The following is a 20,533-nucleotide window of genomic DNA, read 5'->3' as shown; positions in this document are numbered from 1 at the left end:
TCTTACGTATGAATCTGCTATTTTCGCTATATTCTAGCGAAAATAGCAGGGAAAAATTAACAACATGAATGATGAAAAATCAGTATCTACTGGTGCTAGAGCACTTACCGATCAGGAGGGTTGGCCCTCCTACCAAGAAGGCAGCCTGGTAGAGGCTGCAGTGAAAGAGGCCGTCCGAGAGCTACAGGTTTCCCCTGAAATGGCAACGATGTGCGCCTTCGGGGCCATGGCCACCGCCTGCCAGGGGCTTGTCGATGTACAAATGCCTACCGGCCACCAAGTGCCAACCTCACTGATGCTGCTGACCATCGCCGAGTCTGGTGAGCGCAAGACCACCACGCAGAACTATTTCTTTGAGGCAATCAACGACCTAAATGATGCGGCGTATCGCGCAAACCAGACCGCTGCAGTGGAGCACCGAGTCAAATACCAGTTATGGAGCACTCGCAGACGACATCTGGAACGCATGTACAGCAAATGCGCAACCCAAGAAGACGACGCCATCACTCAAGCAGCTCTGGAGGAAGTCGCTGAGCATGCCAGAGCTGAGCCGCAGCCTGCTCGCTCGAACAAGTTTCTTTATGAAGACACGACCCCTCAGGCCCTTGTGCAGATGCTTTACGAAAACGCCCCCAATGGTTGCCTGCTGACTAGCGAAGCCAACAGTATTTTCAGCGGCAAGGCCCTGGGCGAGCTCGACAAACTCAATACCCTGTGGGATGGCAACAGCGTTATCGTTGACCGCATTTCCAGAGAAGGCTTCATTCTCCAAAATGCCCGCCTTACCCTATCGCTAATGGCACAACCGAGCGTAATCAGCCGCTTCATGAGCAAGCGTGGCGAAGAAGCTCGCGGCACAGGCTTTCTCGCACGCTTCCTGGTCGCAAAACCCCGCCCAATGGCCGGCCAACGTATTGATCGAACACTATCTGAGTTACCTCGTCAAAAAGCCTTCAATAACCGCATTCGCGAGTGTTTGCCCCCCATCACACCAGCTGAACGTCAAGTGCTGTCTTTTTCAGAGAAAGCAAAGGAGTTCTGGTTCCAGTGCAACCGAAATCTGGAACAGCAGATGCGGGAAAACGGCCCTTATCACTACCTTAAGGATCATGCCTCCAAGTTACTGGAAAACGCCAGCCGCCTTGCAGCCGTACTGCATACTTTCGAACGCAACTCAGAGAACAACATCGAAATCGACCACTCCACTTTGGAGTTCTGCTGGAAATTCGCTCAGAAATGTTCAGGGCACTTCATCAAGCATCTGGCCAACGAGCCGCAGATTATTACTGACGCAAACCATTTGGCTTACTACCTACTGAAAGTTGCCTATAAATCAGAAAACCCTGAAAAACACTCACACAACAAAAGATTGTCACCGCCTGACAATCTGATAAAAGGAGTAAAAACGACCTTTACATTAACACAAGTAAAACAGTACGGACCTAGCAGCCTAAGAGGACGGGCCAATGCCGAGCGCCTAGAGGCCGCCATTGAGTTGCTGACCAAATTAGGGCACATTGAAAAGATTGGAGGCCGCTATGAATTCCAGGAGTCGATATTACTCACGGAAAATCCTAAACTAAGGAACGGCGACTTCATTACGATTAAAGAACTTCCATTATTCCAGGAGCAAGTGCTTATATCTATGGAAAAAATCCCTAGCGGCTCTACTTTCAACACTACCTTTTTAAGAGCAGGCTTCTACATAAGGCCAAAGAATTAACCGTGTGCTTTGCGAGCATTGTACACTCGCACCATTTTGAAGACTACGGCACGGTGACTTCCAGCTATTCACTAATCACTTTGGAGGTTGGGTTACCGTCAGTTGAATATGCGAGATACCCCAATATAAATCCCTCAAAGATTAAGCCAACTATGCGAACAACCACCAGGGGCTCTCTTTAATATTAGAACACTGACGAAATAAAATCTTCAGGCAGCAGTCTCGCTGCACCTCCCTCAAAAATTTAATCAAAAAGAAACATTATAACATTTCAATATTGCAATTATCCAAAAACAAACCCATCAACGAACTACGCGCACTAAGCATGACGACCAACCGTGTAAGCCGTATCGGCTATTAACCAATGACAGAGCGCTACAACAATTCAGAAATATAGTAAGGCAGCACAACGACCTTTCACCCCCTAAATAACAGTATTCACAATTCCTCCAATTTTTGGCGAACCAACATCAAACCCGAAGTTGCTGTTTTGCTATCAACGCAGCCGCAGACCTTGGGTGGTCAAAAAATCCGCTGGATCTTGGTGGTCACAGCAGCCATGGCAAGCGCATTGATCGCCAAGGCAAGAGACAATAGATCTTCCGGGCTCTTAACTCGGCGGCGGCGAAAATGAGTGCAACACCTGACCACTCCGGTAAGGTGCTGCCCTGTCCTATCACGAACTCAGCGTCGAAGAACGCGCTACCATTCAAATCGGTCATGCTCAGGGCTTCAGCCTGCGCAAGATTGCCTGTCTGATCAACCGATCCCCTTCGACCATCAGCCGGGAGCTGCGCCGCAATCGAGGGGCTTGCGGTACCTACTCGGCCCGCGCTGCCCAGCAATAGATGCAGGCCCGCCGCGAGGTTTTTCGACCGATGCGAAAACTGCTGCCGGGCAGTGAGCGCTTCGAACTGGTGGCCCACATGCTGCGTGAGCGTTTGTCTCCCGAACAGATTGCCGGCAAGCTGCGCAGTATGAACATACCCAATCTCAGAGATGCCTACGTTTGTCGCGAGACGATCTACAACGCGATCTACGCCCTGCCGGTCGGCGAGCTGCGTAAGGAGTTGATCATCTAGACGAGCCGCAGACCTCGCTCTGGCGGCACTCTACATCTTCAGCTTCAGTGGCTCGTTCGATACTAAGCGGCCACCAGAAAATCAGGAAATATACGAGCCGCTCCAAGCGCTAACGTCACAGCGCCTGCTCCCGCGTTCGGCTCACAAGGATTATCAGCTTACTTTTTAGTGCCTACTTGCCTGCCGCCTGGAATGGCCAACCGCGTCCGTAACATGCCATCAAAGCGGTATACGGCATGCTGCACTGTCAACGCCAAGCAAAGTGTGGGTAAAAGTGTGGGTCTAGAAATTTAATAAACAAAATACCACTTATAAATCAAAAGATTATGACAAAATACAAGCCGGCCACAAGCCGGCTTTTTTATTGCCGCAAGAAATTGGGGCGGCTACCAGTCGTCCGGAGGCAACGATCTGTATCCGCACAAATCTACCGCTATCGCCAGTTCGCCTGCCCCTTGGCAGTGAAACCTCCCAAAGTCGCAACGCAATGATCGCTACTTGCCACTATTCTTAACAGCTAAAGCCACTGCCCCTCCGACGAGTACAGCCGTGGCATCGACCCCGGCGAGAGAGGGCTGTCATGAAACTCGGTGCCGTACGTCATGTGCTGTTCGCCTGCCTGCTCGGCATGGTGGTGGCGGTAGGTCAAAGCCAGTGGGCGGGCCCGGACAAAGGGCCCGCGGCGGTGTCGGACAAGCGAGTGATCTTCCTCGCCTCCGACTTCCGCAACGGCGGCGTGGTGGGCGTGTACCGGAGCTTCGAGCGCGCGGCGAAGCTGCTCGGTTGGCAGGTGCGGGCGCTGGACGGGCGGGGCGATGCCGACGAGCTACGGCGTATCGCTGACCAGGCCCTGCAAGAGGCGCCGGACGGCGTGGTGCTGGGAGGCTTCGGGCTGGCCGCACTGGGTACGCCCCCCGAACTCCTCCAGCAGCGCGACATTCCCGTGGTGGGCTGGCACGCCGGCGACCATCCGGGCCCGAACGAATGGCTGTTCAGCAACGTCACCACCGATCCGCAGGTGGTCGCGGACATGGCCGCCGAGTTGGTGATCGGCGATGGCCCGGTCGGGGTGGTGATCTTCACCGACAGTCACTTCGCCATCGCCACCGCCAAGGCCCGGCGTATGGCCGAGCGTGTGGCCGCCTGTCCGAACTGCCGGGTGCTGAGTGTCGAGGACCTGGCCATTTCCCGGGCATCGACGGACGTGGAAAAGCGGGTCGAGCAGCTCCAGCAACGCTTCGGCGCGGCCTGGACCCACACGCTGGCGATCAACGATGTGTATTTCGACCATATGCACCTGCCCCTGGCCCGGCTCGGGCGCAAGGACATCCGCCTCATCTCGGCCGGCGACGGGTCCTCCAAGGCGCTGGGGCGCATCTACTCAGGGCTGTCGCAACAGATCGCCACCATCGCCGAACCCCTCGGCGCCCATGGCTGGCAACTGGTGGACGAACTCAACCGCGCCTTCGCCGGCGAACCGCCCAGCGGCTTCGTCGCCCAACCGCTGCTGATCACTACTGAAATCCTGCGCCAGAGCGAGACCATCACCATCGAGCTGGACACCAGCTACGAAGACGCCTACCTGCGCCTCTGGCGGCCGAACTGAGCCCGCTGCGCCGCGCTTATGCAGGGGCACTAACGGACTGGGCGCATACATTCACCCTATGGGTTTCGGCGCTGCGCTTTTGTAGGAGCGAGCTTGCTCGCGAACCGGCCCCACCGACGCATCGCCAGCAGAGCTGGCTCCAAAGGCAAGTGTGTGGGCACGTAACCTTGTGGGAAATTCATTCGCGATGGAGTGACTGCGACGCTTCGCCAATCGCGAATGAGTTCGCTCCCACGCCGAGGTCCGGCCCCCCATGTGTAGGAGCGAGCTTGCTCGCGAACCGGGACCCACCGACGCATCGCCAGCAGAGCTGCCCCCCGCTCCGCTGGCGTGAGCCGTTACCGGACGTTTACCGTCCCAAACGGATACAGACCACCAACCGCTCCGCCCAACTGATAAGCTTGCACCTTTTCCGTGCAGAGCCCTCCATGAGCCTGACCGATCTCCTGCTGCTGGCCCTCGCCGGCTTCGCCGCTGGCGGCATGAATGCCTTGGCCGGTGGCGGCACCTTCTTTTCCTTTCCTGCCCTCCTCGCTACCGGCCTGCCGCCGGTCACCGCCAACGCCACCAACGCCGTCGCCCTCTGGCCGGCCAGCCTCGCCGGAGCCTGGGCCGCGCGCGGTTCGTTGCGGCCGCTGGGTCGCTACCTGCTGCCGCTGCTGATCGCCGGCCTGCTCGGCGGGCTGGGTGGCGGGCTGCTGCTGCTCGCCGGCGGCGACTCGGTGTTCCGCGTGCTCATTCCCTGGCTGCTGCTCGCCGCCACCGCCCTGTTCGCCGCCAGCCCCTGGCTCAGCCGCTGGCTCGCGGCGCGGCGCCAGGAAGCCGAGCGTCCGCCGCACACGCCCCTGTCCATCGGTGCCCACGTCGGTGTATCCATCTACGGCGGTTATTTCGGCGCCGGCATGGGCATCCTCCAGCTCGCCGCCTTCTCCATCGAAGGCCATCCGCTGGCCCGCGCCAACGCGCTGAAGAACCTCATTTCGGCAGTGATCTACAGCATCGCCACTGTGACCTTCGTGGTGGCCGGCCGGGTGAGCTGGAGCGAGCTGGCGATCCTGCTGGTCGGCGCGACCGTAGGCGGTTACGTCGGCGGCGCCCTCGGCGAACGGCTGCCGCCGCGTCTGCTGCGTACCTTCGTGATCCTGGTCGGCAGCGCCATGACGCTCTACTACTTCTACGCCACCTATTTCGCGGGCTGAGCGGGCGCCCGTCGATTTGCCCGTCCGGCGCGGCTCTGCTAGTGTCGCGCCCGTTCCAGACCCGCCGAGACCGCCGCCATGGCCCGCAAGAAAGCCGCCCTCGATTTCGAACAGTCACTCGCCGACCTGCAAGCCCTGGTCGAGCGCCTGGAGAGTGGCGAACTGTCGCTGGAAGACTCGCTGACTGCCTTCGAGCAGGGCATCCGCCTGACCCGCGACTGCCAGGCCGCGCTGAGCCAGGCCGAGCAGAAGGTGCAGATTCTCCTCGAACGCGACGGCGAGCTGGAGGAAGCGCCTTTCGAGACGGATTCCGACGCATGATCGAGACCTACCAGGCGCGCTGCCAGGCGCGTGTCGATACCGCCCTGGCCAACCTGTTCCAGCCGCCCCGCCCGGAGCTGGAGCGTCTCTACCAGGCCATGCGCTACAGCGTGATCAACGGCGGCAAGCGGGTCCGTCCGTTGCTGGTCTACGCCGCCTGCGAAGCCCTCGACGGCGATGTCGGCCGGGCCGACGGCGCGGCCTGCGCGGTGGAGCTGATCCACGCCTACTCGCTGGTCCACGACGATCTACCGGCCATGGACGACGACGACCTGCGCCGAGGCCAGCCCACCACCCACAAGGCGTTCGACGAAGCCTGCGCCATCCTCGCCGGCGATGGCCTGCAGACCCTGGCTTTCGAAGTGCTCGCCGACCCGCGCGGCAACCCGCGCGAGATCGAACTGCGCCTGGCGATGATCACCGCCCTGGCACGCGCCGCCGGTCCCGCCGGAATGGTCGGCGGCCAAGCCATCGACCTCGGCTCGGTCGGGCGCAAACTGGACCGGCAGGCCCTGGAAACCATGCACCGGCACAAGACCGGCGCGCTGATCGAAGCCAGCGTGCAGCTCGGCGCCCTGGCCAGCGGCCAGGCCGACGAACTGTCGCTGAAGGCCCTGCACCAGTACGCCCAGGCTATCGGACTGGCGTTCCAGGTCCAGGACGACATCCTCGACGTAGAAAGCGACACCGCCACCCTGGGCAAAACCCAGGGCAAGGACCAGGCCAACGACAAACCCACCTACCCCGCCCTGCTCGGCCTCGACGCGGCCAAGGGCTACGCCCTGGACCTGCGCGACCAAGCCCTGCACGCCCTGCGTGTCTTCGGCGACTCCGCCGAGCCGCTGCGCGAACTGGCCCGCTTCATCGTCGAACGGCGCAACTGACCTGCCTTTCCATCGCTGACCGCTGAATACCCGCGTATTCGGCGGCTTTGGCTTGGTTTCCGATCCCTCCATGGCCTCCTAAGCTGGACTCTTCGAACAAGAAGAGACCACCCGGAGTCCGTCGCATGCCCTTTGCCAGCCTGCTCATCGCCAACCGTGGCGAGATCGCCGTCCGCATTGCCCGCGCCGCCGCCGAGCTGGGCATCCGCAGCGTGGCGGTGCATGCCGAGGACGACGCCAGCTCGCTGCACACCCGCAAGGCCGATCTCAGCGTGCCGCTCGCGGGACGTGGCGCGGCGGCCTACCTGGACATGCGCCAACTGATCGACGTCGCCCTGGCCCAGGGCTGCGACGCCCTGCATCCCGGCTACGGCTTCCTCAGCGAGAATGCGACCTTCGCCCGCCTCTGCGCCGAGGCCGGCATCCGCTTCATCGGCCCGACGCCGGAGGTGCTGGAAGTCTTCGGCGACAAGGCCAGGGCCCGTGAATTGGCCGAGCGCTGCGGCGTACCGCTGGCGGTTGGCAGCAACCGGGCGACCCGCCTGGAGGACGCCCGTGCCTTTCTCGCCGACGGACCGATCATGCTCAAGGCCCTGGCCGGTGGCGGCGGACGCGGCATGCGCGCAGTCCGCGAGGCAAGCGAACTGGAAGAGGCTTACGCCCGCTGCCAGTCCGAAGCGCGCACGGCCTTCGGCAACGGCGACCTCTACGTCGAGCGGCTGATCGAAAACGCCCGGCATATCGAAATACAGGTGATTGGCGACGGCCAGCGCGTCAGCCACCTGTGGGAGCGCGATTGCAGCCTGCAACGGCGTCACCAGAAGCTCATCGAACTCGCCCCCAGCCCCGGCCTCGACGCCGCGCTGCACCAACGCATCCTCGACGCCTCCCTGACCCTGGCGGAAGCCACCCACTACCAGGGCATCGGCACTTTCGAATTCCTGGTGGACGCGGCGCGCGGCGACTTCGTGTTCATGGAGGCCAACCCGCGCATCCAGGTCGAACACACCGTGACCGAAGCCATCACCGGCGTCGACCTGCTGCACACTCAACTGCGCCTCGCTGCTGGCGCCCGTCTCGACGAACTGGGCCTGGCGCAGCCGCCAGCGATCCGTGGCAGCGCCGTGCAACTGCGGATCAACCTGGAAAGCATGCAGACGGACGGCAGCACCCGCTCCAGCGGCGGCACCCTCATTGCCTACGAGCCGCCGAGCGGGCCGGGCATCCGTGTCGATGGCTACGGCTACGCCGGCTACACCACGTCCCCGAGCTACGATTCGCTGCTGGCCAAGCTGATCGTCCACGGCGACGACCACGTCTCCGCCCTGCGCCGCGCCTACCGCGCCCTCTGCGAATTCCGTCTGGAAGGCGTGGCGAGCAACATCCACTTTTTGCAAAACCTGCTGCGCCGGCCCGAGCTGGCGGACAACCGGGTCGATACCCGTTTCATCGAGCGCCATATCGCCGACCTGCTGGCGCCCCAGACGCAGGCCCACCCGCATCTGTTCGCCCCCATTGAAAATGCCGCCAACACCCATCAGCGACAGGCCGACGCCCCGCCCGGCTGCCTGCCGCTGGCGGCACCGAGCCAGGGCGTGCTGGTGAGCCTGGACGTGCAGGTCGGCGATGCCGTCGCCGTGGGCCAGCCGGTGGCGGTGCTGGAAGCGATGAAAATGGAATTCGTGGTCAAGGCCGGTCAGAGCGGCATCGTCCGGGCGCTGGCCGCCGAGCCCGGCGCCAGCCTGTTCGAGGGCGCCGCGTTGCTGTTCCTCGAACCGGCGGAGGTGGATGGCCTGGACGTGGCCAGCGAAGAATCCCTCGACCTCGACCACATCCGCGCCGACCTCGCCGAGGTGCTCGAACGCCACGCCCTGATCCGCGACGAGCGCCGCCCGGAAGCCGTGGCGAAACGGCGCCGGACCGGCCAGCGCACCGCCCGCGAAAACCTCGCCGACCTGCTCGACACCGGTAGCTTCAACGAATACGGCGCCCTCGCCCTGGCCGCCCAGCGCCGGCGCCGCTCGGCAGAGGAACTGCTGCAACTCAGCCCGGCCGACGGCCTGGTGGCCGGCACCGGCACGGTCAATGCCGAACGCTTCGGTGCCGAAGCGGCGCGCTGCATGGCGCTGGCCTACGACTACACCGTGTTCGCCGGCACCCAGGGGGTGATGAACCACAAGAAGACCGACCGCCTGCTGCAACTCGCCGAGCAATGGCGACTGCCGCTGGTGCTGTTCGCCGAGGGCGGCGGCGGGCGGCCGGGCGACACCGATTTCGTCGGCGTCGCCGGCCTCGACTGCCACACCTTCGTCGGCATGGCGCGGCTATCCGGGCTGGTGCCGCTGGTGGGCGTCGTCTCCGGCCGCTGCTTCGCCGGCAACGCCGCGCTGCTCGGCTGCTGCGATGTGATCATCGCGGCGAAGGACGCCACCCTCGGTATGGCCGGCCCGGCGATGATCGAAGGCGGCGGCCTCGGCCGCTTCGCTCCGGAAGAGGTCGGCCCGGTCAGCGTGCAGGCGCCGAACGGGGTAATCGACGTGGTGGTCGAGGACGAGGCCGACGCGGTGCGGGTGGCCCGGCAATACCTGTCCTACTTCCAGGGCCCGCTCGACGACTGGCAGTGCGCCGACCAGCGCCTGCTACGTCAGGCGATCCCGGAAAACCGCCTGCGCGTCTACGACATCCGCCAAGTCATCGGCACCCTCGCCGACAGCGGCTCGGTGCTGGAGCTGCGCCGGCAGTTCGCGCCGGGCATGATCACCGCCCTCATCCGCATCGAAGGACGACCGTTCGGCCTGCTGGCCAACAATCCCGCGCACCTGGGCGGCGCTATCGACGCGGCGGCCGGCGACAAGGCCGCGCGCTTCATGCAGCTCTGCGATGCCTTCGACCTCCCTCTGCTGTCGCTCTGCGACACGCCCGGCTTCATGGTCGGCCCGGAGGCGGAGAAACAGGGCACGGTGCGCCACGTCTCGCGGATGTTCGTTGCCGCCGCCAGCCTGACGGTGCCGTTCTTCACCGTGGTGCTGCGCAAGGGCTACGGCCTCGGCGCCCAGGCCATGGCCGCCGGCAGCTTCCATTCGTCGCTGTTCACCCTCGCCTGGCCCACCGGCGAATTCGGCGCCATGGGCTTGGAAGGCGCGGTGCGCCTGGGCTTCGCCAAGGAGTTGGCGGCCCAGCCGGACGAGGCGGCCCGCCAAGCGCTGTTCGACAAGCTGGTGGCCAAGGCCTACGACAATGGCAAGGGCCTCAACATGGCCAGCTACCTGGAAATCGACGGCGTGATCGACCCGGCGGAAACCCGTTCCTGGCTGATGCGCGGCCTGGATTCCGTGCCCCGCCCGCCCCGCCGGGACAGCAAGAAACGCCCCTTCATCGATACGTGGTGATCACCATGCGCGACTACGAACACCGCCTGCTCGACGTCAACGGCATCCAACTCAGCCTCTACTCGGCCGGCCCGGCGAACGGCCGCCCGGTCTGGCTGCTGCATGGTTTCCCCGAGTGCTGGTATGCCTGGCACCCGCAGATCGACGCGCTGGCCGCTGCCGGCTACCGGGTACATGCCCCGGAGATGCGCGGCTACGGCCAGAGCAGCGCGCCACGGGAAATCGAGGCCTACGCCCTGCTGACCCTGTGCGGCGACATCCTCGGCGCCATGGACGCCCTGGGCGAACACACCGCCTGCGTGGTCGGCCACGACTGGGGCGCGGTGGTGGCCTGGCACCTGGCGCTGCGGGCACCGGAGCGGGTCCAGGCCCTCGGCGCCTTCTCGGTGCCCTACGGCGGACGGCCGAAACGCCCGGCCACCGAGATCATCCGCGAAGCCAGCGCGGGACGCTTCAACTACATTCTGCATTTCCAGGAACCGGGCGTGGCCGAAGCCGAGCTGGATGCCGACATCGAACGCAGCCTGCGCCTGCTGCTCGGCGAACTCGACCGAACCCTGCTGCACGACCGCCCGGCCGGCCACGGCCTGTTCGACGGCCTGCCCGCACGCCCGCCGCTGCCAACCTGGTGCGACGCCGACACCTTCGACGCCTACCGGCAGAGCCTCGCCCGTGGTTTCCATGGCCCACTCAACTGGTACCGCAACTTCGAGCGCAACTGGCACGAAACCGCCCCCTTCGCCGGCCAGCCGGTGACGCCGCCGACACTGTTCCTGGTCGGCGACAACGACCCGGTAGCCCGCCTGGAAGCCCACACCCTCAAGCGCATGGCCGACATCGTGCCGCGCCTGGAACAACACCGCCTGCCGAACTGCGGCCACTGGCTGCAAGGCGAACAGCCACAGCGGGTGAACGCGCTACTGCTGGACTTTCTCGAACGTCACTACCCTGCCTAACCCCTAGGCGACGGGACGTTTGGGCTGTGATGTATGCATCGGGTAAACTGCCGCATCTTTTACACCTATAACGATCCGCCTGATGCCCAAGACGTTCCACGAGATTCCCCGCGAGCGCCCCGAAACGCCGCTGCTCGACCGCGCCGACACCCCGCAGCAGCTGCGTCTGCTGGGCGAGGCGGAGCTCGAGGTGCTGGCCGACGAGCTGCGCCAGTACCTGCTGTATACGGTCGGGCAGACCGGCGGGCATTTCGGCGCCGGCCTCGGCGTGATCGAACTGACCATCGCCCTGCACTATGTCTTCGACACACCCGACGACCGGCTGGTCTGGGACGTTGGCCACCAGGCGTATCCGCACAAGATCCTCACTGGCCGCCGCGAGCGCATGAGCACCCTGCGCCAGAAGGACGGCATCGCCGCCTTCCCGCGCCGCTCGGAAAGCGAGTACGACACCTTCGGCGTCGGCCATTCCAGCACCTCCATCAGCGCCGCCCTGGGCATGGCCATCGCCGCCCGCCTGCAAGGCAGCAAGCGCAAGAGCGTGGCGGTGATCGGCGACGGCGCGCTGACCGCCGGCATGGCTTTCGAGGCGCTGAACCACGCCTCGGACGTGAAAGCCGACATGCTGGTGGTGCTCAACGACAACGACATGTCCATCTCGCGCAACGTCGGCGGGCTGTCCAACTACCTGGCGAAGATTCTCTCCAGCCGCACCTACGCCAGCATGCGCGAAGGCAGCAAGAAGGTTCTCTCGCGCCTGCCCGGCGCCTGGGAAATCGCCCGCAAGACCGAAGAACACGCCAAGGGCATGCTGGTGCCCGGCACCCTGTTCGAAGAACTCGGCTGGAACTACATCGGCCCCATCGACGGCCACGACCTGCCGACCCTGCTCGCCACCCTGCGCAACATGCGCGACCTGGAAGGCCCGCAGTTCCTCCATGTGATCACCAAGAAGGGCAAGGGCTTCGCCCCGGCCGAAGTCGACCCCATCGGCTACCACGCGATCACCAAGCTGGAGCCCCTGGGCGCGGCGCCGAAGCAGGCCGGCGGGCCGAAATACTCCAACGTGTTCGGCCAATGGCTGTGCGACATGGCCGCCGCCGACACCCGTCTGATGGGCATCACCCCGGCGATGAAGGAAGGCTCCGATCTGGTGGCCTTCAGCGAGCGCTTCCCGGAGCGTTACTTCGACGTCGCCATCGCCGAGCAGCACGCCGTTACCCTGGCGGCCGGCATGGCCTGCGAAGGCGCCAAGCCGGTGGTGGCGATCTACTCCACCTTCCTCCAGCGCGCCTATGACCAGTTGATCCATGACGTCGCGGTGCAGAACCTCGACGTCCTGTTCGCCATCGACCGCGCCGGCCTGGTGGGCGAAGACGGTCCGACCCACGCCGGCAGCTTCGACCTCTCCTACCTGCGCTGCATCCCCGGCATGCTGGTGATGACCCCCAGCGACGAGAACGAAATGCGCCGCCTGCTCACCACCGGCTACCTGTTCGAAGGCCCGGCCGCCGTGCGCTACCCGCGCGGCAGCGGGCCGAACGCCGCCATCGAACCCGGCCTGGAGCCACTGGAAATCGGCAAGGGCATCATCCGCCGCCAGGGCCAGGGCGTGGCCTTCCTGGTGTTCGGCGTGCAGCTCGCCGATGCTCTCAAAGTGGCCGAAGGGCTGGACGCGACCGTCGCCGACATGCGCTTCGTCAAACCGCTGGACGAAGCCCTGGTACGCCAGTTGGCCGACAGCCACGAACTGCTGGTGACCGTCGAGGAAAACGCCGTGATGGGTGGTGCCGGCAGTGCGGTGAACGAGTTCCTGGCCCACGAAGGGCTGAGCGTCCCAGTGCTCAACCTGGGGCTGCCGGACTACTACGTCGAACACGCCAAACCGGCCCAGATGCTCGCCGAGTGCGGCCTCGACGCCGCCGGCATCGAAGCCGCCGTGCGGGCGCGCCTGGCAGAATCGAACGATTGATTGTGTTACCCGCCGCTGCAAAGCGGCGGGCGTGATTGACCGAGGTCGCCCCAGGCCGCAAAGGCCAAAGGCGTGAAAAGGGAAGCAGGTGAGTCGTCCGGCGATGCCTGCGCTGCCCCCGCAACGGTAACCGGCCGCGATCCCCCAGGATCGCTGCGCTCCCGATCGCCACTGAGCACACTGCTCGGGAAGGTGGGAGCGTAGGCGCCGGCAGCCCGGAGACCTGCCTCGGTCGACTGCGAACGATGTTGCGGAGGGCAGCATCGTCAAGCGTCGACGCCTTGCGTCTACCCTTGCCTGCCCTCCTCGAAAGTCTTTTCCACTTTTGAGGTTGATCCATGAAACTGTCCCGACTCGCCCTGGCCGTTGCGCTGCTGCCTGCCACCGGCTTCGCCGCCGAGCCCGAAACCTATGACGACGCCCTCAAGCTCCCCGCCCTGGTGGTCACTTCCGGCCGCCAGGTAGAACCGCAACGCCAGGCCACCGCCGCTACCACCGTGTTCACCCGCAAGGACATCGAGCGCCTGCAGGCACGCAGCGTACCGGAGCTGCTGGGGCGGGTGCCGGGCTCGTCGCTGGTGCAGAGCGGTGGACGCGGCAGCCAGACCGGCCTGTTCCTGCGCGGCACCTCGCCCGCGCAAACCCTGGTACTGGTGGACGGACAGCGGATCGGCAGCGCCTCCAGCGGGACGCCGAGCCTGGAATTCCTCGCCATCGACCAGATCGAGCGGGTCGAAGTCACCCGAGGCCCCCGCTCGTCGCTCTATGGCTCCGACGCCATCGGCGGCGTGGTGCAGATCTTCACGCGCCGGGGCGAACCCGGGTTGCAGCCCCGCCTACGGATCGCGGCCGGCAGTCACAACACCTTCGAGCGCAGCCTCGGGTTGTCCGGTGGTGACGAAGCAACCGCCTTCAACCTTGGCGCCAGCCAGGACGACACCCGCGGCATCGACCGGACCCGCGACAACCTCGGCGGCGACGCCGACCGCGACGCCTTCCGCAACCGCGCCCTGAGCTTCAGCCTCAGCCACCAGTTCAACGACAGCCTGGAAGCGGGCCTGAACGTACTCGACCAGCGCGGCCAGGCCGAGTACGACGACGCCAACGCCTTCGCCTCCGGCCAGCCCAGCGACGACTTCCTGCTGAGCAGCGCGTCCGGCTATCTCCAGGCCCGGTTCAATGACGTCTGGACCAGCAAGCTGTCCCTCGGCCACAGCGAAGACAAGCGCGACACCAGCGACCCGACCAACCCCTTCGGCAACTTCACCTTCAACACTTATCGCGACTCAGCCACCTGGCAGAACACCCTGCAGCTCACCGAGCAGCACCAACTGCTGGCCGGCCTCGACTGGTACGAAGACAAACTGCACAGCACCACGGCCTTCAACGAGACCGAGCGCTGGAACCAGGCCGCCTTCATCCAGCATCGCTACCAGGGCGAAGGATTCGGCACCGAACTGGGCCTGCGGCACGACAAGAACGAGCAGTTCGGCAGCGAAAACAGTTGGAACGCCGCCCTGCGCGTACCGGTCGGCGAGGTGGACGAGATGATGCTGTCCTATGGCGAAGGCTTCCGCGCGCCGACCTTCAACGACCTGTATTTTCCGGACTTCTGTTCGTCGTTCGGCTGCTTCGCCAGCGCCAACCCCAACCTGAAACCGGAGCGCTCGAAGACCTACGAACTGCAATGGCGCCATCAGCTCGCCAACGACGGCAGCTTCGACGTCTCGCTGTACCGGACCGACATCCGCGACATGATCACCCTGGATGAAAACTTCATCCCGCAGAACGTCGCCACCGCCCGCATCAACGGCCTCGAAGCGAGCTGGAACCAGACGCTGTTCGGCTGGCACACCCGCCTCAGCGCCGGCCTCATCGACCCGCGCGACCGCGACAGCGGGCACACGCTGCAACGCCGCGCCAAACGCACCTTCAGCCTCGACCTGGACCGCGAGTTCGGCGACTTCTCGGCCGGGCTCTGCTGGCAATTGGTCAGCCAGCGCTTCGACGATGCCGCCAACACCATCGAAGTGCCGGGCTACGGCATCGTGGGCGTCCGCGCCGGCTGGCAGATGACCCCGGAACTGCGCTGGGAAGCCAAGGTGGACAACCTGCTGGACCGCGACTACTTCAGCACCACCTACAGCCGGATGGATGGCCGCTACGGCTACCGCGAAGAGGGCCGCACCGGCCTGCTCTCGCTGACCTGGACGCCCACGCTCTAAGAGCGCGCCATTGCCCGGTGCACCGAACGGAGCACCGGGCCCGCTTCTCCACTTTCCCCTTGCCCGCTCCAGCGCCTTGCGCTTGGATAGGGGAAGACGTCACCGGAGAAGTGCCATGTTTTCCCGCTTGCTGTTACTGCCCCTCTTCCTGCTCCTGGCGGCCTGCCAGACCACCCGGCTGGAGCGGGACTTCGACCCCAACCGCGACTTCGCCGCCTACCGCAGCTGGAGCTGGCAGGAACCCGCCTTGCAATACCGCCCCGACGACCCGCGCCTGAAGAGCGACCTCACCGAACAACGCATCCGCGAGGCAGTCTCCGAGCAACTGGACCAGCGCGGCCTGCGCCCGGCACCGGCTGGCGCGGCGGGGGACGTGAAGGTGCAGGTCTGGCTGATCGTCGACAAGCGCCGCGACGAAGTCACCACCCACTACGGCGGCTTCTGGGGCGGGCCGTGGAACGGCTACTGGGGCGGACCGGGCTACAGCGAGACGCGCACCCTCGACTACCAGGTCGGCACTCTGCAGATCGACTTCTACGACAGCAAGGACGGCAAGCTGGTCTGGCGCGGCAGCGGCGAGCAGATCATGCGTAGCGGTCAGCCGAACCCGAACGAGCGCGCCGCCGCCATCCGCGAAACGGTGGCGAAGGTCCTCTCCCAATACCCACCGCACTGAGGCCGCCGTGAACGCTCCCACCCTCACCCACCGCCCTGCCACGGACGACGACCTGCGCCATGTGGTCGACTTTGTGCAGACACCGGACGAACTCTTCTTCGCCTACCCCAAGGGCACCTGGCCGCTCACCGTCGAACAGCTCGCCGCCGCCCGCGCCGAACGGCGCGACAGCACCCTCGCCCTGCTCGACGGCCATCCGGCCGGCTACGCCAACTTCTACCAATGGCACCCTGGCGAAAGCTGCGCCTTGGGCAACCTGATGATCGCCCCATGGGCCCGCGGCCGGGGCGTGGCGCGCTACCTTATCGGCGTGATGGAACGACAGGCCCGCGAGCACTTCGGCGCCCGCCGCCTGGACATCTCCTGCTTCAACGCCAACGCCGCCGGACTGTTGCTGTATGCCCGGCTCGGCTACACACCGAAAGACGTGCTCGAACGCAGCGACCCGCAGGGACAACGGGTCGCCCTGATCCGCATGGAGAAAGCCCTTGGCTGATGCACAGCGGGTCCTCATCCTGGTCGCCAGCGGCCCGAGCACGCCCGCGCGCTGCGCCGCGCCCTTCCACATCGCCACGCTGCTCGCCTGCATGGACGCCGACGTCACCCTCTACCTCACCGGCGAAGCCACCCAGCTAGCCCAGCGCACCGTCGCGGAAAGCCTGCGTGCCGTGGAAGGCGGCGAACCCGTGCTGCACTTCATCCAGCAGGCGAAGCAGGCCGGCGCCCGCCTGCTGATGTGCCGCCAACCCGGCGTAGCCCTGGACCCGGAAGCCCTGATCGACGAACTGGACGAAATCGCCAGCGGCGGCGAGCTGGCACAGCTCATCCTCGAATGCGACAAGGTGCTCAGCCTGTGAACCTGCACGGCCTGGACTTCCCCGAGGGGCTGCTCTATGCCCCCGCCCATAACCTCTGGCTGCGCGAAGAAGCGGACGGCAGCGTCACCCTCGGCCTCACTGCCTACGGCTGCGCGCTCTACGGGCAGATATTCGCCTTTACCGCCAAGCGCCCCGGCACCCGTATCGAGGCGGAGCGCAGCTTCGGCGTGGTGGAATTCGCCAAGGCCGCCGCCTCGGCGCGCAGCCCGCTGGCCGGCGAGCTGCTGGAAGCCAACGACGCCCTGCTGCAACGCCCCGGCCTGATCAACCGCGACTGCTACGGCGAAGGCTGGATGACCCGCCTGCGCCCGGACGACTGGCCCACCCAGCGCTCCGCCTTCCTCCAGGACGAAGCAGCCATGGCGGCCTTCGCCGAACGCATGCGCCAGGACGGTTTCGATCCCGCCGACAAGGGCGTGCAAGCGCTGCGAACCGACTAGCGTCCGACACGGTCAGTAAAGGGGTTGCCAGCCAAGGATGCCCCCATGAACGACCTGACGCCCCCAACCTTCGATGGCCAACAATGGAGCAACGCCGCGGACGACCTGATCCGCATCGAAGCCCCCCGCGAAGAGTGGCCGCAGCGCTACGAAGAAGAAGCCACCCGCATCCGCAACGCCTTGGCCGAGCGCGGCATCGCCGGCATGCGCCTGGAACACTTCGGCAGCACCGCCGTGCCGGGCCTGGCGGCCAAGCCGATCATCGACATCCTGCTCATCCCGCCGCTGGATGCCGACTGGCAGCGCCTGATCGAACCACTGGAGGCGCTTGGCTACCAGTTCTGGCGCAGCAACCCGACGACCCAGCGGATGTTCTTCGTCAAAGGCATGCCACCGTTCGGCCAGGGCCGCACCCACCACGTCCACGTCATGGGCCTGGACGAAGCCGACCGCCACCTGCTGTTCCGCGACTACCTGCGCACCCACCCCGAAGACGCCCAGGCCTACGCCCGCCTCAAGCGCGAACTGGCCGAGCGTTACCCCCACGACCGCGAAGCCTACACCCGTGGCAAAGACACCTTCGTCGCCACCCTCCTCGGCCGCCAACAAGCAGCCATGTCCGCCCCGGACCAAGGCGGCCCGGTGATGCCCGAAGGCCAGCCGTAAAGCGTGACCGTCAGCCCGGCCCCGGATTGCGCAGGGGCTTATCCGGAGTACCGGCTACCCGGCGTTCGTCTATGACATCGTGCCTGCCGTCCTGACAGACCTTCCGGAAGAAGTGCTGCACGCCCGCTCGGTTCCTCTGAACAACCTGGATACCCGCCTGGGTGAATGGGGCCTGCTATGAATATCCTCACACCCGAAGAGCGCCAGAAACTGCTCGAAGACATCCAGCAGCAGAACGCGATGGGCAAGGAGACGTTGGGAACCTCGATACGTCGCCTGCGCCTTGAGGTGACCGGCCTCGATCAAGAGACCTTCGCCGCCATGTGCAAAATCTCGACGAGGGCGCTCTACCAGTTGGAAAGCGACAGAGGTAATCCGACCCTCAACACCCTCAACGGCATTCTGCGACTGTTCGGGATGAAGATGACGCTCGGCTCGCTCAGGAGCGCCCCGAACCTTCCGGCAGAGACGCGCCCCATGACCAAAAAGCGCGGCGCACGGCCTGCCTCGAAGACCGGACAAAATGAATAACAGGGATTGCTGAAACTGCAGCCTGGACCGAATCGGTTTACCGTCACTCAGGCATGCCCCTACCTTCGCAAGGGGGAGTTCAAAGCATCCGCCCTGAGGGCTGCATCGACCCTAGAAACCAAAATTTAAGATGTCGTTAAATGCAACCCTATCGAAGTTAAGGTCGTATTTAATAGAACCTTAAATTTCGAGTGGATTCATAAGATGCTATCTTGAACACCGTTATCCAGCCTAAGGCATTACCACAGGCAATCTTATGAAAGGCTTCTTTCCTGTCCAGTGCACCACGACCCTGCACAAAATCGGCCTTCTGGTAAAGGAAGCCAGGCTTCGGCTGAGCATACGGCAGGTCGACCTGGCCGAGCAGGCAGACATCTCCCTGCGTGCCGTACGGCACATCGAGGCTGGGAATGCCGAAGGCGTATCCCTGCGCGACTTCATGATGGCCTTGTTCACCCTGGGCATCACCGACCGGGTTTTCCAGAGCCTGAATGAAGACCCGGCCTTCACCTCCCGATTCCTGGACACAGCCGGGGACAAACGCGTCCGCCTGCCCAAGAGCCGGTCGGAGGACTTCTGATGGCCAGCGCCTACATCTATATGGAATGCCCGCTTACCGGCGAAACCGTGACCCTGGGCAAGCTGACGACCGACGGCAAGGAAGGCACCTTCGTCTACTCGCCCGAAGCCATCGAGCAAGGCTTCTGGGTACCCGACCCGATCCGTTTCCCACTCTCCGACCGCAAATTCATCGTCCGCCGGAATGGCGGAGTACCCGGCTTCATCGACGACGCCATGCCCGACGGCTGGGGCGAACGGCTATTGCGGCGCACGCTCAAGGGCGAGCTCGGCCCGATTCAGTTTCTGCTGAAATCCCCCAACGAAGACCGTGCCGGCAACATCATGGCCGGCGAACACCGCACACCCCGGCAAGGCATCGGCGACAAAACCCAGAAAATGCTGGACGCCAGAGGCCTGGATCACTTCATCGACGTGTGTGCGGCCGTCTACGATAGCCAGCTCACCTCCGAGCAACTGGAAGCCCTGCGGGTTCGCGACCAGCGCTCTTCGGCGGGTGGCGCGCGGCCGAAGCGCACCTACCGGAGCGATCACAAACTGATCCTGGCGAAGCCACGCGACAAGTTCGACCACTACGATCTCCCCGTCTTCGAACATGCCTGCATGACCTTTGCCGGCAGCAAAGGCATGAACGTCGCCAAGACAGCCCTCCATCGCGGAGAAAGGGGCAATACGCTGCTGGTCGAACGATTCGACCGGCTGTATAGCGAGCAAGAAAAACGCTTCCGCCGCATACCGATGCTGAGCGGCCTGACCCTGCTGGACGCCGAGTGGCAATCGCAAACCTTCGAGGGCTGGATCTACGCAGCCCTTGCCGATGAGCTATACCGCCGCGGCGCCCCGGACGACGACCGCCGCGAACTGTTCAGGCGCATGGCCTACAACGCCTTGGTGGGGAACAGCGACGACCACCCGCGCAACCATGCCGTGATATGGAAAGACGGCACCTGGCGCCTGGCCCCTATGTACGACGTGCTGCCCGTGTTGGACGAAGGCCCCGCCCAGGCGTTATCGATGGCGGTTGGGGTGGAAGGCAACGTGATCCACAGGGCTAACCTGTTGAGCCAGCACCTCCATTTCGCCCTGAGCAAAAGCGAAGCGGAAGCGATCCTGGACGAAGTTGCCAACTGGGAGCAGGAATTGAAAGACCACTACGCCCAACACCTCGTCGGCGCCGAACTGGATGCCGCCGTGGCAGCCACGAGCGGCGCCAGATTGCTGAAATAGTGGGCCCGAATCGGCTCGCACGCGCCACACCTCGACCATAGAGCGAGCCCTGCTCGCGAACAAACACCGCTTCTGTAGGAGCGAATTCATTGGCTATGTCTGCGTTAAGTGTTGCTAGCTCCTAAACTTACTGTACGGCGTCCCCTTTCTGGAGGTCTGTCATGCGTGCAACAGAGTTC

Annotated in this window: 17 protein-coding genes, 1 pseudogene and 1 riboswitch; all 18 genes and pseudogenes read left to right on the top strand. The window is 64.3% G+C overall.

Annotated features, from left to right (window positions below; translation table 11 throughout):
• The first annotated feature begins 64 nt into the window (after positions 1–64).
• Complete coding sequence (locus BZL41_RS21705) at positions 65–1,723, top strand: YfjI family protein (RefSeq protein WP_095601196.1); 1,659 nt, start codon at positions 65–67, stop codon at positions 1,721–1,723.
• Between the two features lie 668 nt (positions 1,724–2,391).
• Positions 2,392–2,802: pseudogene (locus BZL41_RS21700) on the top strand (transposase); the annotation flags it as partial.
• 583 nt (positions 2,803–3,385) lie between these two features.
• Positions 3,386–4,411, top strand: a complete 1,026-nt coding sequence (locus BZL41_RS21695; protein ID WP_095601195.1) for a substrate-binding domain-containing protein — start codon at positions 3,386–3,388, stop codon at positions 4,409–4,411.
• Positions 4,412–4,839: 428 nt separating this feature from the next.
• Positions 4,840–5,610, top strand: coding sequence for a sulfite exporter TauE/SafE family protein (locus tag BZL41_RS21690; protein WP_095601194.1), 771 nt, complete (start codon positions 4,840–4,842; stop codon positions 5,608–5,610).
• A gap of 78 nt (positions 5,611–5,688) precedes the next feature.
• The gene (locus BZL41_RS21685; RefSeq protein WP_084339517.1) at positions 5,689–5,931 is read left to right on the top strand and encodes an exodeoxyribonuclease VII small subunit; all 243 of its coding nucleotides are present in this window, start codon (positions 5,689–5,691) and stop codon (positions 5,929–5,931) included.
• Positions 5,928–6,815, top strand: coding sequence for a (2E,6E)-farnesyl diphosphate synthase (gene ispA / locus BZL41_RS21680; RefSeq protein ID WP_095601193.1), 888 nt, complete (start codon positions 5,928–5,930; stop codon positions 6,813–6,815). Before BZL41_RS21685 ends, ispA begins: the two co-directional genes overlap by 4 nt.
• Positions 6,816–6,940: 125 nt before the next feature.
• Positions 6,941–10,204 carry a carboxyl transferase domain-containing protein gene (locus BZL41_RS21675; RefSeq protein WP_095601192.1) on the top strand — a complete coding sequence of 1,088 codons (3,264 nt, stop codon included), beginning with the start codon at positions 6,941–6,943 and terminating at the stop codon, positions 10,202–10,204.
• 5 nt (positions 10,205–10,209) lie between these two features.
• Positions 10,210–11,160, top strand: a complete 951-nt coding sequence (locus tag BZL41_RS21670) for an alpha/beta fold hydrolase (protein ID WP_095601204.1) — start codon at positions 10,210–10,212, stop codon at positions 11,158–11,160.
• 82 nt (positions 11,161–11,242) lie between these two features.
• Entirely contained in the window at positions 11,243–13,132 is a 1,890-nt protein-coding gene (gene dxs, locus BZL41_RS21665) for a 1-deoxy-D-xylulose-5-phosphate synthase (RefSeq protein ID WP_095601191.1), read from the top strand.
• A gap of 35 nt (positions 13,133–13,167) precedes the next feature.
• Positions 13,168–13,378: riboswitch (cobalamin riboswitch) on the top strand.
• A gap of 92 nt (positions 13,379–13,470) precedes the next feature.
• Positions 13,471–15,357, top strand: a complete 1,887-nt coding sequence (locus BZL41_RS21660) for a TonB-dependent receptor domain-containing protein (protein WP_095601190.1) — start codon at positions 13,471–13,473, stop codon at positions 15,355–15,357.
• A 115-nt stretch (positions 15,358–15,472) separates the two neighbouring features.
• Complete coding sequence (locus tag BZL41_RS21655; protein ID WP_095601189.1) at positions 15,473–16,033, top strand: DUF4136 domain-containing protein; 561 nt, start codon at positions 15,473–15,475, stop codon at positions 16,031–16,033.
• A gap of 7 nt (positions 16,034–16,040) precedes the next feature.
• A complete protein-coding gene (locus BZL41_RS21650) occupies positions 16,041–16,529 on the top strand; it encodes a GNAT family N-acetyltransferase (RefSeq protein ID WP_095601188.1) in 489 nt (162 codons plus the stop codon).
• A complete protein-coding gene (locus tag BZL41_RS21645) occupies positions 16,522–16,890 on the top strand; it encodes a DsrE family protein (RefSeq protein WP_095601187.1) in 369 nt (122 codons plus the stop codon). Before BZL41_RS21650 ends, BZL41_RS21645 begins: the two co-directional genes overlap by 8 nt.
• Positions 16,887–17,351, top strand: a complete 465-nt coding sequence (locus BZL41_RS21640; RefSeq protein WP_256578220.1) for a glycine cleavage system protein H — start codon at positions 16,887–16,889, stop codon at positions 17,349–17,351. The genes BZL41_RS21645 and BZL41_RS21640 overlap by 4 nt, the downstream gene beginning before the upstream one ends.
• A 45-nt stretch (positions 17,352–17,396) precedes the next feature.
• Positions 17,397–18,017 carry a GrpB family protein gene (locus tag BZL41_RS21635; protein WP_095601185.1) on the top strand — a complete coding sequence of 207 codons (621 nt, stop codon included), beginning with the start codon at positions 17,397–17,399 and terminating at the stop codon, positions 18,015–18,017.
• A 177-nt stretch (positions 18,018–18,194) separates the two neighbouring features.
• Positions 18,195–18,548 (top strand): helix-turn-helix transcriptional regulator, encoded by a 354-nt coding sequence (locus tag BZL41_RS21630; protein ID WP_095601203.1) that lies wholly within the window; start codon positions 18,195–18,197, stop codon positions 18,546–18,548.
• A gap of 256 nt (positions 18,549–18,804) precedes the next feature.
• On the top strand, positions 18,805–19,128 hold the full coding sequence (locus BZL41_RS21625; protein WP_084339530.1) for a helix-turn-helix transcriptional regulator: 324 nt from the start codon (positions 18,805–18,807) through the stop codon (positions 19,126–19,128).
• Positions 19,128–20,354 (top strand): type II toxin-antitoxin system HipA family toxin, encoded by a 1,227-nt coding sequence (locus BZL41_RS21620; protein WP_095601184.1) that lies wholly within the window; start codon positions 19,128–19,130, stop codon positions 20,352–20,354. Before BZL41_RS21625 ends, BZL41_RS21620 begins: the two co-directional genes overlap by 1 nt.
• Positions 20,355–20,533: the final 179 nt, after the last annotated feature.

This window comes from Pseudomonas sp. PIC25 (assembly GCF_002286785.1).
Taxonomy (GTDB): Bacteria; Pseudomonadota; Gammaproteobacteria; order Pseudomonadales; family Pseudomonadaceae; genus Pseudomonas_M.
Note: the sequence above shows the minus strand (reverse complement) of the source record. Positions and strands in the feature narration are given on the sequence as shown.

Excerpts from the sequence above, each read along its gene's own strand:
- BZL41_RS21635 (WP_095601185.1), top strand. The coding sequence starts at position 17,397 with ATGAACGACCTGACGCCCCCAACCTTCGATGGCCAACAATGGAGCAAC.
- BZL41_RS21660 (WP_095601190.1), top strand. The coding sequence starts at position 13,471 with ATGAAACTGTCCCGACTCGCCCTGGCCGTTGCGCTGCTGCCTGCCACC.
- BZL41_RS21670 (WP_095601204.1), top strand. The coding sequence starts at position 10,210 with ATGCGCGACTACGAACACCGCCTGCTCGACGTCAACGGCATCCAACTC.
- dxs (WP_095601191.1), top strand. The coding sequence starts at position 11,243 with ATGCCCAAGACGTTCCACGAGATTCCCCGCGAGCGCCCCGAAACGCCG.
- BZL41_RS21630 (WP_095601203.1), top strand. The coding sequence starts at position 18,195 with ATGAATATCCTCACACCCGAAGAGCGCCAGAAACTGCTCGAAGACATC.
- BZL41_RS21685 (WP_084339517.1), top strand. The coding sequence starts at position 5,689 with ATGGCCCGCAAGAAAGCCGCCCTCGATTTCGAACAGTCACTCGCCGAC.
- BZL41_RS21655 (WP_095601189.1), top strand. The coding sequence starts at position 15,473 with ATGTTTTCCCGCTTGCTGTTACTGCCCCTCTTCCTGCTCCTGGCGGCC.
- ispA (WP_095601193.1), top strand. The coding sequence starts at position 5,928 with ATGATCGAGACCTACCAGGCGCGCTGCCAGGCGCGTGTCGATACCGCC.
- BZL41_RS21625 (WP_084339530.1), top strand. The coding sequence starts at position 18,805 with ATGAAAGGCTTCTTTCCTGTCCAGTGCACCACGACCCTGCACAAAATC.
- BZL41_RS21675 (WP_095601192.1), top strand. The coding sequence starts at position 6,941 with ATGCCCTTTGCCAGCCTGCTCATCGCCAACCGTGGCGAGATCGCCGTC.
- BZL41_RS21690 (WP_095601194.1), top strand. The coding sequence starts at position 4,840 with ATGAGCCTGACCGATCTCCTGCTGCTGGCCCTCGCCGGCTTCGCCGCT.
- BZL41_RS21620 (WP_095601184.1), top strand. The coding sequence starts at position 19,128 with ATGGCCAGCGCCTACATCTATATGGAATGCCCGCTTACCGGCGAAACC.
- BZL41_RS21695 (WP_095601195.1), top strand. The coding sequence starts at position 3,386 with ATGAAACTCGGTGCCGTACGTCATGTGCTGTTCGCCTGCCTGCTCGGC.
- BZL41_RS21705 (WP_095601196.1), top strand. The coding sequence starts at position 65 with ATGAATGATGAAAAATCAGTATCTACTGGTGCTAGAGCACTTACCGAT.